Annotated in this window: 14 protein-coding genes; 13 read left to right on the top strand and 1 reads right to left on the bottom strand. The window is 72.1% G+C overall.

Annotated features, from left to right (window positions below; translation table 11 throughout):
- Window positions 1-78: 78 nt before the first annotated feature.
- From ABZ659_RS14105 to ABZ659_RS14135, 7 genes are all read left to right on the top strand, one after another.
- Window positions 79-975, top strand: coding sequence for a DMT family transporter (locus ABZ659_RS14105; protein ID WP_360218555.1), 897 nt, complete (start codon window positions 79-81; stop codon window positions 973-975).
- Window positions 972-2,015 (top strand): aspartate-semialdehyde dehydrogenase, encoded by a 1,044-nt coding sequence (locus ABZ659_RS14110; protein WP_360218120.1) that lies wholly within the window; start codon window positions 972-974, stop codon window positions 2,013-2,015. The genes ABZ659_RS14105 and ABZ659_RS14110 overlap by 4 nt, the downstream gene beginning before the upstream one ends.
- Window positions 2,012-2,182 (top strand): hypothetical protein, encoded by a 171-nt coding sequence (locus ABZ659_RS14115; protein ID WP_360218123.1) that lies wholly within the window; start codon window positions 2,012-2,014, stop codon window positions 2,180-2,182. The genes ABZ659_RS14110 and ABZ659_RS14115 overlap by 4 nt, the downstream gene beginning before the upstream one ends.
- Entirely contained in the window at window positions 2,179-3,321 is a 1,143-nt protein-coding gene (locus ABZ659_RS14120; RefSeq protein ID WP_360218126.1) for an aspartate kinase, read from the top strand. Before ABZ659_RS14115 ends, ABZ659_RS14120 begins: the two co-directional genes overlap by 4 nt.
- A 2-nt stretch (window positions 3,322-3,323) precedes the next feature.
- Window positions 3,324-4,307, top strand: coding sequence for a TauD/TfdA family dioxygenase (locus ABZ659_RS14125; RefSeq protein WP_360218129.1), 984 nt, complete (start codon window positions 3,324-3,326; stop codon window positions 4,305-4,307).
- A gap of 143 nt (window positions 4,308-4,450) precedes the next feature.
- Window positions 4,451-5,488: a LuxR C-terminal-related transcriptional regulator gene (locus ABZ659_RS14130; RefSeq protein WP_360218132.1), complete on the top strand. Its 1,038-nt coding sequence runs from the start codon at window positions 4,451-4,453 to the stop codon at window positions 5,486-5,488.
- A 122-nt stretch (window positions 5,489-5,610) separates the two neighbouring features.
- Entirely contained in the window at window positions 5,611-6,507 is an 897-nt protein-coding gene (locus ABZ659_RS14135; protein ID WP_360218135.1) for a LysR family transcriptional regulator, read from the top strand.
- A gap of 398 nt (window positions 6,508-6,905) precedes the next feature.
- On the opposite strand, the gene ABZ659_RS14140 is transcribed toward ABZ659_RS14135, so the two are convergent.
- Complete coding sequence (locus tag ABZ659_RS14140; RefSeq protein ID WP_360218138.1) at window positions 6,906-7,799, bottom strand: LLM class F420-dependent oxidoreductase; 894 nt, start codon at window positions 7,797-7,799, stop codon at window positions 6,906-6,908.
- 370 nt (window positions 7,800-8,169) lie between these two features.
- Between ABZ659_RS14140 and ABZ659_RS14145 the strand changes: the two genes are divergently transcribed.
- The 6 genes from ABZ659_RS14145 to ABZ659_RS14170 all read left to right on the top strand — a co-directional run bounded on the left by ABZ659_RS14145 (window position 8,170) and on the right by ABZ659_RS14170 (window position 12,121).
- Window positions 8,170-8,949, top strand: coding sequence for an SDR family oxidoreductase (locus ABZ659_RS14145; RefSeq protein ID WP_360218141.1), 780 nt, complete (start codon window positions 8,170-8,172; stop codon window positions 8,947-8,949).
- Window positions 8,950-9,098: 149 nt separating this feature from the next.
- Window positions 9,099-9,563: a nuclear transport factor 2 family protein gene (locus ABZ659_RS14150; protein WP_360218144.1), complete on the top strand. Its 465-nt coding sequence runs from the start codon at window positions 9,099-9,101 to the stop codon at window positions 9,561-9,563.
- On the top strand, window positions 9,560-10,009 hold the full coding sequence (locus ABZ659_RS14155) for a nuclear transport factor 2 family protein (protein WP_360218147.1): 450 nt from the start codon (window positions 9,560-9,562) through the stop codon (window positions 10,007-10,009). Before ABZ659_RS14150 ends, ABZ659_RS14155 begins: the two co-directional genes overlap by 4 nt.
- The gene (locus tag ABZ659_RS14160) at window positions 10,006-11,040 is read left to right on the top strand and encodes an ankyrin repeat domain-containing protein (protein WP_360218150.1); all 1,035 of its coding nucleotides are present in this window, start codon (window positions 10,006-10,008) and stop codon (window positions 11,038-11,040) included. Before ABZ659_RS14155 ends, ABZ659_RS14160 begins: the two co-directional genes overlap by 4 nt.
- A gap of 22 nt (window positions 11,041-11,062) precedes the next feature.
- Window positions 11,063-11,371: a muconolactone Delta-isomerase family protein gene (locus ABZ659_RS14165; RefSeq protein ID WP_360218153.1), complete on the top strand. Its 309-nt coding sequence runs from the start codon at window positions 11,063-11,065 to the stop codon at window positions 11,369-11,371.
- Window positions 11,372-11,428: 57 nt separating this feature from the next.
- Window positions 11,429-12,121: an EthD domain-containing protein gene (locus ABZ659_RS14170; RefSeq protein ID WP_360218156.1), complete on the top strand. Its 693-nt coding sequence runs from the start codon at window positions 11,429-11,431 to the stop codon at window positions 12,119-12,121.

The following is a 12,121-nucleotide window of genomic DNA, read 5'->3' on the forward strand; positions in this document are numbered from 1 at the left end:
CGCGAAGGCGAGGTACCGACCTTGACCACCCCCACCCCCACGCGGCAGACCAGAGGCGCCGTCGAACTCACCGCGGCCATGGTCCTGTCGGGCACCCTGGGCGTCTTCGTCATCGAATCGGGGCAGTCCAGCTTCAACGTGGTCTTCTACCGGTGCGTCTTCGGCGCCGTCGCGCTCGCCGCGTACTGCCTGCTGCGCGGCTTCCTCACCCCGCACCGCTTCACCCGCCGCACCTTCGCGCTGGCCGCCCTCGGCGGGGTGTGCATCGTCCTCAACTGGGTCCTGCTGTTCAGCTCGTACAGCAGGACGTCGATCTCGGTGGCCACGGTCGTCTACCACACCCAGCCGTTCTACGTCGTCCTGCTCGGGCTGCTGCTGTTCAAGGAACGCCTCACCCGCCACCAGGCCGGGTGGATCCTGCTGGCCTTCGCCGGGGTGGTGCTCGTCGCCGACCTCGCGTCCGCCGACGGCGCGGGCGGCGGCGGCTACCTCCTCGGCGTCGGCCAGGCGCTGCTCGCCGCGCTGCTGTACGCCTTCGCCACCGTCATCGCCCAGCACCTGAGGTCCGTACGGCCCGAACTCACCGCGCTCGTCCAGGTGTGCGTCGGCATCCCGCTGCTGCTGCCGTTCACCGCGCTCGGCGAGAGCGCCGGGCTCGGCGCCGACTGGGGCTGGCTGGTCGGCCTCGGCGTGATCCACACCTGCCTGCTCTACATCCTGCTGTACGCCTCGTACCAGAAGCTGCCCACCGCCAGGATCGCGGTGCTGTCCTTCGTCTACCCGGCCGTCGCCATCCTCGTCGACCTGCTGGTCTACGGACACCGCATCACCGCGCTCCAGGCCCTCGGCATCCCGCTGATCGTGGTGGCCGGACTCGGGGTGAACCTCGGCTGGCCGCTGCTGCCCGGCACCAAGCGCCGTACGCCACCCGGCGACGCGCCACCCGCGCTCACCCGGATCGGAGAGAACCGATGACCCACGTCAGCGACCCCACCGCGCCACGCCTCGCCCTCGTCGGCGCCACCGGAGCCGTCGGCCACACCCTGATCGAACTCATCGAGAGCCGCGGACTGCGCCACCGGGACATCCGGCTCGCCGCGTCCGCGCGCTCGGCGGGCCGGGTGATGGACGTCGACGGCCTCACCCGCACCGTGGAGGACCTCGCGGAGTTCGACTTCTCCGACACCGACCTGGCGTTCTTCTCCGCCGGGACGTCCGTCAGCCAGCAGTGGGCGCCGAAGGCCGCCGCGCAGGGCGCCCTCGTCATCGACAACACCAACGCCTTCCGCATGGACCCCGACACCCCGCTGGTCGTCCCGCAGGTCAACGCGGACGCCGTGACCGGACGCCCGGTCAGCGGCATCATCGCCAACCCCAACTGCTCCACCATCCCGCTGGTCCGCCTGCTCGGCACCGTCGAGGAACGCTGGGGCGTCCGGCAGGTCGTCGTCAGCACCTACCAGGCCGCGTCCGGGCAGGGCCAGCACGGCATCGAGGAACTCCAGGAGGGCAGCGAACTCGCGCTCCGCGACCCCGACGCCGAACTGCCCTCCGACCGCTTCACCCCGGCGCTCGCCTTCAACGTCGTCCCGTTCATCGACCGGCTGCTGGACACCGGGTTCACCCTGGAGGAGCAGAAGATGCTCCAGGAGTCCCGCAAGATCCTCGACCTGCCCCACCTCGACGTCACCACCACCTGCGTCCGCGTCCCCGTCGTCAACAGCCACTCCGAGGCGGTGTGGGTGGAGGCCGCCGCGCCCGTCGACCGCGCCGAACTGGTCGAACGGTTCGCCGCCCTGCCCGAGGTCACCGTCCACGACCGGCACGCCCCCGGCGGCTTCCCCACCCCGCTGACCGCGGGCGACCCCGACCACGTACACGTCGGCCGCATCCGCGTCGCCCCCCACAACCCGCGCGGCTTCTGGCTCTGGCTGGTCGCCGACAACCTCCGCATCGGGGCCGCGCTCAACGCCGTCCAGATCGCCGAGAACATCCTCGAACGGGAGTTGCTGTGACCCACGCGGCCCGCACCACCCGACGGGACGCGGGTGACCGTGTCCCCGCCGCCGTGCGCCCGTCGCGCGGTCCGCGGCTCTGGCTGGTCGCCGACAGCCCGCGCGTCGGGGCCGCGCCCCACGCCATCCGGATCGCCGAGAACATCCTCGAACGGGAGTTGCTGTGACCCACGCGGCCCGCACCACCCCACTGGGCGCGACCGACACCCCCGCCGTACTGAAGTTCGGCGGCTCCACCTTCCGCAGCCACGCCGCCTACGACCAGCTCGCCGCCGGGCTGGAAGAGCGCCTCGAACGCGAGGGGCGGCGGCTCGCCGTGGTGGTCAGCGCCATGCAGGGCGAGACCGAGACGATGCGCGGACGCCTGCACGAGGTCAACGCGCACCCCGAGGACGCCACCTCCGCGGGGATGCTCGCCACCGCCGACCTGGTCAGCGCCCACCTGCTCGCCACCGCCCTGCACCGCAGGGGCCGCACCGCGACCGTGCTCGCCGGCCACCAGATCGGCCTGACCACCAACTCGTCGTTCCTGTGGGCCCGGGTCATCGAGACCGACCCCGGCCCGCTCAGCCGCACCCTCGGCGAGTACGAGGTCGTCGTCGTCCCCGGCGGCCAGGCCGTGGACGCCCAGGGACGGCCCACCTGGCTCGGCAAGAACAGCTCCGACCTGTCCGCGATCGCCGTCGCCCGTGCCGTCGGCGCCACCGCCTGCGAGATCCACTCCGACGTCGACGGCATCTACACCTCCGACCCGCACCTGGTGCGCGGCGCCCGGCTGCTCCCCGACGTCTCCTTCAACATGGCCGCCCTGATGTCCCTGTACGGCGCCAAGGTGCTGCACCGCAGGGCCGTCCAGCTCGCCCTGCGGCACGGCATCGAGATCGTCTGCCGCTACAACCGGGCCCCGTTCTCCCGGGGTACGTGCATCAGCCGCGCGGGCGCCCAGGTGGCGGCGGTCGTCTTCAACCAGCGCTCCGTCGTCCTCGGCTACGACTCCGACGACATCGCCGACTGCGCGCACGGCGTCTTCCACGCCGCCGGCATCGACACCGTACGGCTCACCGAGAAACCCTGGGTGGCCGTCGTCGGCGGCTTCGTCGACCTGGATGCCGTCCAGCGCCGCCAGAACCTCAAACCCGGCTCCTACGTCGGCGTGCCCGTGGCCCACATCCGCGGCTCCAAGGTGACCACGCACATCGCCGAGAGCGGCGAGGACGCCCTGCACCTGGCCCAGAACCTGCACGACAAGCTCGACCCGCCGGACGCGGACCGCGCCCGCCCCCAGCCCTCCTACGCCGGAGTGTGACCGTGACGTTCGCCGACCTCGCCCTGCCCGACGCCGTCCGCGACACCATCGGCGCCGCCCTGCGTCCGCTGCCCGACCCCACCGAGGACATCGACCGGGCGCTGGCCCGCCTCCACCAGGTCTTCGCCGCGCTCCCCACCGACCTGCTGAAGGACATCATGGACTTCGGCCGCCACAACGACACCCCCGGCCTGATGCGGGTGCGCAACCTCCCCCTCGACGACGACCTGCCGCCCACCCCCGCGCACGGCGGCCCCGCCCCCGGCAAACACGGCCACGTCGCCGAGGGCGTCCTGCTGGGGCTCACCGGTCTGCTCGGCGAACCCATCGGCGTCCTCACCGAGAAGGACGGCCGCCTCGTCCACGACGTCGTCCCGGTCCAGCGCGGCGCCCGCGCCCAGACCAACCAGGGCTCCGCGGTGTTCCTCAACTTCCACAGCGACATCACCTACGACACCATCGGCCGCTACGACCTCGCCAACCCCGACTTCCTCGTCCTCAACTGCCTGCGCGGCGCCCCGGACGACGACGCCGTCACCTACTACGCCGACGCCCGCGACCTCTGCCGCCACCTGCCCGAACCGGTCGTCGAGACCCTGCGCAGCCCGCTGTACCGGCTCAACGCGCCCGGCAGCTACACCCAGGCGCACGGCACCGAGGTGCTCAGCGAACCGGTGCCCGTCATCAGCGGCGCCGCCCGCTTCCCGGAGATCGCCGTCTCCGCCAACGGCACCCGCCCGCTGACCCGCGGCGCCGAGGCCGCCCTCACCGCGCTCCAGGAGGCCTGCCGGGACACCGCCGACGCGGTACGGCTGCGCCCCGGGGAGGCCCTGCTCATCAACAACCGCAAGGGCGTGCACGGCAGGTCCACCTTCCGCGCCCGCTACGACGGCACCGACCGCTGGCTCCAGCGCACCTACATCCGCCGCACCCTGTGGCCGGTGCGCTACCGGGCCACCCCCGGCGACCGCCGGGTCCACTACTGAGCGCGCGCCGCACCCGTACTGCACGCAATGAAGCCCCCGACCGCGCATCCGGAGTTCCGCCCGGCGCGGCTGGCCTAAACTGACCCGACCGCACCACGACAAGCCGCCGAACGGAAGTGAACTGACGGGTTTGAGGTGAGGAATTGACTCACGAGATTCCTCTGCTGGACGAGATCGCGGTGTCCGCGTACGAAATAGCCCTGCGCGACGGGCATTTCACGGACGCCGACATCGCCGCAGCCCTCGGCGCCGACCCCGAGCGGGTCGCGCGGGCCCGCAAGGCACTCCAGGAACTGCGGCTGCTCACCCCCGGCACGGCGGGCCGCCCCGTGGTCCCGCTCGACCCGGAGGTCGCGGAGGCGGAACTGGTCAGCCCGCTGGAGGTGGCGATCGCCCAGCGCCGCCGGGAGATCGCCCGCATCCACCAGGAACTGCGCGCCCTCGCCGCGGAGTACCGCGCCCGGCACCGCGCCCCGGCCCTCGACGGCCCCATCACCGTCGTCGACGACGTCGACGAGGTGCGCCGCCAGATCGACCGCGCCCGCTACGACTGCGCCGAGGAACGCCTCAGCCTCCAGTCCGGCGGCGGTCGGCCCCCCGAACTGCTGGATGCCGACCGGGAGCACACCCTCGAACTGCTGCGCCGCGGCGTCAGGGTGCGCACCCTCTACCAGCACACCGCCCGCACCAGCCTCGCCACCCGCACCTACGTGCAGGAGATCACCCGCCGCGGCGCCGAGGTGCGCACCGTCGACGAACTCTCCGAGCGCCTGATCATCTACGACCGGAAGGTCGCCTTCATCCCCAAGGAACGCCCGGACAGCGGTCCGCCCGGCGCGGCCGTCGTCACCGAGCCGACGGTGGTGGGCTACCTGCGCCGCGCCTTCGAGTCGGTGTGGCAGGTCGGCCGCCCCTTCGAGACGGACCACCAGACGGCCGAGTACCAGCACCTCGCGGAGGAGACCCGGCTGTCCGTCATCCGCCTCATGGCGCTCGGCCTCAAGGACGAGGTCATCGCCCGCCGCCTGGGCATGGCGACCCGCACCTGCCGCCGCCACATTTCCGCGATCATGGAGGAAATGGGTGCCGTGAGCCGTTTTCAGGCGGGCTTGATAATCGGCCGTCAGGGAGTGCTTTCCGACGCCGAATTCAGCCCGGATTCCGGTACGTCTGGCCGCTAGGTGACGCCTCCTGTCCGTAAGGGGACAGCGGGCGCGCATGGCGCGGGACGGCTTGTCGGTGCTTCGCTGAACGGACCAAGCACATCGCGCTCATCCAGTGACTGCCGATACAGGGAGAAGCCATGGACATCAGGCAGTTGGCGGCGTTCCACAAGGTGGCGACGCTGCTCAGCTTCTCGAAGGCGGCCACGGAGCTGAAGTACGCGCAGTCCAGCGTCACCAGTCAGATCAAGGGGCTGGAGATGTCGCTCGGCGTGGACCTCTTCGACCGTCTGGGCGGCCGCATCCAGCTCACCGAGGCGGGACAGCGGCTGCTGCCGTACGCCGAGCAGATGCTGACCCTCGCCGGGGAGGCGCGCGGCGCCACCGTCGGCTCCGCCGAGCCCTCCGGCGTCCTCACCATCGGTTCGATGGAGTCCATCACCTCCTACCGGATGCCGCCGCTGCTGGAGTTCTTCCACCACCGCTACCCCGCCCTGCACATCGTGCTGCGGCCCAGCCTGTGCGCGGAAACCTGCCACGCGCTGCGCCAGGGCATGTTCGACATGGGGTTCCTGATGGAGGCGGAGACCCGGCACCCGGGCGTCCAGACGGAGGTACTCGGCTCCGAACCGCTCACCGTCGTCGCCGCCCCCGACCACCCCCTCACCAGGGTCGCCAAGATCACCACCGAGGAGCTCCGCCGTACCCAGGTCATCTCCGCCGAGGCGGGCTGCGCCTACCGGGAGCTGTTCGAGGCCGAACTGAACGACGGCACGGGTGAGGCGCTGCCGTTCCTGGAGTTCGGCACGATCGAGTCCATCAAACGCGGGGTGGCCGCGGGCCTCGGCATCTCCCTGCTGCCCACGGCGTGCGTCCAGGACACTCTGGACGCGGGCCTGCTGGTCCGGCTGGACTGGGAGATCCCCTTCGAGGTCTTCACCCAGCTCGCCTGGCGCCGCGGCAAGAACCTCACCCGCGAGATGCGCGTCTTCACCGACCAGGCCATCCGCTTCCTCGCCGAGGAGTACGGCCGCTAGCCCCTGCCGGGCCGGGCCCGCGACCGCGGGGGACCCGAACCTGCCGCCCGAGGCCGCCCGCACGCGCTGCGCGCGGCCCTCGGCCGCCCGGCGGGGCACTCCCGTATGGCCGCCCGGCGGGGCACTCCCGTACGCGCTGCGCGCAGCCGACGGCCGCGCGGTGGGGGACCGGAACCGCCCGTACGTGCCGCGCGCCGCCCGAAGCCGTCCGTGCGGGGGCCGCCGCCGCTGCGCGCCGCGCGTTGCCGGCGGCCGCGCGCGGACGCCGCCCCTCTCCGCCCGGTGTTCCCGCCCGCGCCGCACACGGTCGCCGCCCGGGGTGGGCAGCCGTCGGGCGCGGCGGAGGCCCGCCTCGGGGGAGAGGGGGCCTCGGGTGGGGGCGGGCGAGGGACCGGAGGTCATTCGCGGGCCACCGGGGTGAGGTCGCGGAGGGTGGTGCTCAGCATCCGGGTGTGTTCGTCGGCCGTGGCGAGGCCCATGCCCATGGTGCTCAGGGACAGGTGCGTCGCCCCCAGGTCGCGCCACCCGGCGACGAAGTCCGGCCATCTCGCCTCGGGGACCTGGGACAGCACCAGGCGCGCCTCGAACCCGAGGTCGGCGGGGTCCCGTCCGGCCTGGAGGGCGTAGGAGCGGACCCGCCCCACCATCGCCCGCGCCGTCTCGTCCGGCGCCCGGTACGGCAGCCACCCGTCGCCCAGCTCCCCGGCGCGCCGCAGCACCGGCTCGGCGTTGCCGCCGAACCACACCGGGATCCGCCCGCGCACCGGCCGCGGCAGGATCCCCGCGTCGTCCACCCGGTGCCAGCGTCCGTCGAAGGTGACCGTGGGCTCCGCCCACAACCGCCGCAGCAGCCGCACCTGTTCGGCGCTGCGCGCCCCCCGGTCGTGGAAGTTCGCGCCCAGCGCGTCGTACTCCACCTTGTTCCAGCCCACCCCCACCCCGAGCCGCAGCCGGCCCCCGCTGAGCACGTCCACCTCGGCGGCCTGCTTGGCCACCAGCGCGGTCTGCCGCTGCGGCAGCACCAGCACCCCGGTGGCCAGCTCCAGCGTGCGGGTCACCCCCGCCAGATACCCGAACAGGACGAACACCTCGTGGAAGAGGTGCTCGTGGGTGTAGCCGTGCCAGCCGGGCCGCGCCGCCGTGCCCGCGCCCAGCACGTGGTCGAAGGCGACGACGTGGTCGAAGCCCGCCTCCTCCACCGCCTGCGCCCAGGCGCGCACGGCGCCGGGGTCCGCGCCGATCTCCAGGTGCGGGAAGACCGCACCGAGCCTGAGACTCTTGCGCCGCTCCATCGTCGGGCCGTTACTCGTCGCCGACCAGGCCCCATCCGTCGTCCTCGTCACCGGATGCCGTCAGACGGCCGAAGCCGCCGTCACCGCTCGTCATGGGTCCCTCCTCGGGGGTCGTTCGCGAAGTGGATCCCACCTTTCCCACCCGCCGCACCGCCCAGGCAGCCCGTCCGACCCCGCCCCGGCACTCTGTCAGACGCTGGATGACACTGCGTCAAGTGATCCATGACAGTTCAGCCACCGAAGCTAGGCGATTGAGTAATCAAGTGACGCAGTACGGGCCACCCCCCGGGGCCCGCCCGGCGACCACCGCCCCCCTCGTTACGTTCCCCGCAACCGCGCGACCAGCGCGCATCACCCAGGGGAGCACCTCATGGAACTGAACCTCGAAGGCAGGACCGCACTGATCACCGGCGCCAGCCGCGGCATCGGCCTGGAGATCGCCAGGACCCTCACCCACGAGGGCGCCCGCGTCGTCGGCGGCGCCCGCACCGTCAGCACCGCGCTGCGCCAGACCACGCCGTACGCCCTCTCCGTCGACCTCGCCACCGCCGACGGCCCCGCCGAACTCGTCGACTACGCCCTCACCGAGTTAGGCGGCATCGACATCCTGGTCAACAACTTAGGTTTCCCGTACACCCGCCCGAAGGGCTTCCTCTCCGTCGACGACGACGGCTGGCTTGAGGCGCTCAACATGAACCTCCTCACCACCGTCCGCACCACCCGCGCCGCCCTGCCCAGCATCATCGAACGGCAGGGCTCCATCGTGAACCTGGGCTCCACCAACGCCCACGTCCCCGTCCCCGTCGTCGTCGACTACTCCGCCGCCAAGGCGGCCCTGCTCAACCTCGGCAAGTCCCTCGCCGAGGAGTTCGGCCCGCGGGGCGTCCGCGTCAACACGGTCGCCGCCGGACCGGTGATGACCGACGCCTGGACCGGCCCCGGCGGCATCGCCGACATCCTGGCCGCGCAGACCGGGCTCGCCAAGGACGACGTGATCGGCCAGGTGCCCGAACTCCTCGGCAGCTCCACCGGCCAGAACACCACCGCCCAGGAGGTCGCCGCGGTCGTGGCGTTCCTCGCCGCCCGCAAGGCACCCAACGCCAACGGCTCCGAGTACGTCGTCGACGGCGGCTTCCTGAAGGCCGTCTGAACCGCCCCGGGCCCGTGAACTGACGTAGTACCCGGGCCGACCTCGCACAGTTGGGGGAGGGCGCCCCGTGCGGTCGGCGACCCCGCTCGGGCGCGTCGTTAGCGTCGTGGCGGACCCAACCGGCCCGCACCAGACCGACGGAGTCGCCCATGAGTTCCGCGGAAGACCGTCTCGACGTCATCGAGACCTGCACCAGGATGCTGTGGCACGTCGACCTGCGGCAGTGGGACGCCCTCCCCGCCGTACTGGCCGAGAAGGTGACCCTGGACTACACCAGCCTCTTCGGCGGCACGCCGGTCACCCGCACCGCGGACCGCGTCATCGCCGACTGGGCCGCCGGACTCGGGCACCTCAAGGCCACCCAGCACATGATCGGCAACCAGATCGCCGAGGTGGACGGCGACACCGCGGTGCTCACCGCGCACTTCCAGGCCACCCACCTGCTGCCCAACCCGTACGGCTCCGAGACCTGGACGCTCGGGGGCCGCTACCGCTTCGACCTGGCCCGCGCCGCCTCCGGCTGGCGGATCTCCGGAGTGCTGATGACGGCCCTGTGGGCGGACGGCAACCAGCAGATCATGACCGTTTCGGACGGCCAGAAGGAGACGACATGAGTGAAGCGACCGAGCAGACCCGGGACGTTGCCAAACGCTGGTTCGCCGCCCTGACCGGCGGCGACTTCGGCACCGCGCTCGGGCTCCTCGCCGACGACGTGGAGTGGATCAACTACCGCCCCGTGCCCGGCTACAACGACGACATGAAGTGGATCGGCACCCTGCACACCAGCGAGGAGGTCGCCGAGAGCGTCCAGGTCTTCGCCGGGCAGTGCGAGGTGGTCTCCGAGGAGCTGCTCGACCTCGTCGTGGAGGGCGAGCGCGCCGCCGGGATCATCCACGAGATCTCCCGGGTGAAGGAGACCGGCATCGACTTCGAGATCATCTTCACCCACTGGCTGACCGTGCGGGACGGCCGCATCGTCCGCTGGGAGTCGCACACCGACCCCTCCCAGATCATCCGCGCCCTGCGCGGCGACGCCCCGCCCGCCGGGGCCGCCGTATGAGCGCCGAACTGATCGCCGCCGTCCGCGCCCGCAAGACCGACGAGGTGGAGCGGCTGCTCGCCGCCGGTGCCGACCCCAGCGCCCGGGAGACCGACTCCGGACTCACCGTGCTGATGATCGCCGCCGGCCAGGCCGACCCCACCACCACCGGCGCGCTGATCGCCGCGGGCGCCGACGTGCACACCGCCGACAGCCGGGCCGGGGCGACGGCGCTGCACAAGGCGTGCCAGGGCGGCGACCTCGACGTCACCCGGCAGCTCGTGGAGGCCGGGGCGTTCGTGGACGCCGTCGCCCCCACCACCGGGCACACCCCGCTGATGGACGCCCTCTGGTACAAGTACCCGGACCTGGTGGAGTACCTGCTCGCCCAGGGCGCCGGACTCAAGCTCCACACGCACTACGGCTTCTCCCTGGAGGAGCACTTCGCGTACGAGCTGAACGTCAACACCTTCGGCAAGGACAAGCTGCTGCGCGCCGAACGGCTGCTGAACGAGCGCCGCGCACGCGACAGCGCCACCGTCGCCGCCCAGCCGCTGATGGCCGCCGTCTCCGCCGGGGACACCGACCAGGTCCGCGAGCTGCTCGCCGCCGGCGCCGAGGTCGACGCCCGCTACCCGATGCTCAACGGCTTCAACGACGCCCACACCCCGCTGCTGGTCGCCGCCCGCGACGGCCACGGCGAGATCGTCCGGCTGCTGCTGGCCGAGGGCGCCGACATCAACGCCGTCGAGCCCTGCTTCGGCGCCGTGCCGCTGCACAAGGCCGTCTACAACGGCCACGCCGACATCACCGCCGACCTGGTCGCCCACGACGACATCGACCTGGACTTCCAGGGCGCCACCAACGGCTACACGCCGCTGCACGACGCGCTGTGGCACGGCTACGCGGACTGTGTGACGGCCCTGCTCAACGCCGGTGCCCGGCTCGACCTGGTCGGCCACGACGGCAAGACGCCGCTGGACCTGGCCGTCGAGGTGTTCGGCACCGACGACCCGATCACCGAGCGGATCGCGTCGCTCGCCGCGGCCTGACCCGCACCCCCAAGGAGTCCCGATGCTGTTCTACGTACAGATGCGCTGGAACCACGAGGGCCGGATCACCCTGGACGAGCTGTGGGAGCTGGAGCGCGAGGAGGCCGAACACGCGCAGGAGACCCTCGACTCCGGCTTCGCCGTCGGCCTGTGGAAGGTCGCCGCGCAGAAGCGGGTGATCGGGATCATCGAGTCCCCGAGCGCCGAGGAGCTGGACCGCACCGCGCTCGGCCGCCTGCCGATGCGCGAGTACCTGGAGTTCGAGGAGGTCTGGCCGCTGCGCGACTACCTCGGCTTCGCCGAGGACGTCAAGAAGGCGTACAAGGTCTGACCCCCCCGCGACGCCCAGCGACCCCGAGCAACACCGAGCGCCCCCTGGGAGGCAGCCGTGATCCATCAGTTGATCTTCGCCCACCCCAAGCCCGGAATGACCGAGAAGGAGTTCCAGGACTACTGGGTGGACGTCCACGCGGTGCGGTACGCCAGCAAGATCCCGCAGATCAGGAAGTACCTCATCGACACCCGCATCCCCTTCGGCCCGGAACCCGACGACCCGCTGTGGAGCGGCATCGCCGAGATCTGGCTGGAGAACGAGGAGGAGCAGCTCGCCTCCCTCCAGACCCCCGAGTTCCTGGAGGGCGCCCGGCTCGACGAGCCGAAGTGGGCCGCCTTCTGGCGCACCGTCGTCCTCGACACCGACGCCCACGTCCTGCGCGCGGGCGACCACCCGGCCCCCGCCGACGGCGTCAAGCTGGTGCTGCTCGCCAAGCGCGCCAACGGCACCACGGTCGAGGAGTTCCGCGAGCGCAGCCTCGGCGCGCACGCCGAGCTGATGCTGAAGGTGCCCGGACTGCGCCGCTACCTCCAGTGCTTCACCCGCGACGGCGCCTACGCCGTCGGCGAGTCCCTCCTCGACGCCGCCTACCTGCTGTCCTTCGACAGCCTCCAGGCGCTGGAGACGGCCGCGGCGTCGGCCGAGTTCACCCAGGCCACCGATGACCTCACCCGCTTCGTCGAACCCCGCTACATCCACCGGATGGCGGTCCGCGAGCACTGGGTCATCGGCGACGAGACCAGCTGA

The organism is Streptomyces sp. NPDC006997, assembly GCF_040635175.1.
Taxonomy (GTDB): Bacteria; Actinomycetota; Actinomycetes; order Streptomycetales; family Streptomycetaceae; genus Streptomyces.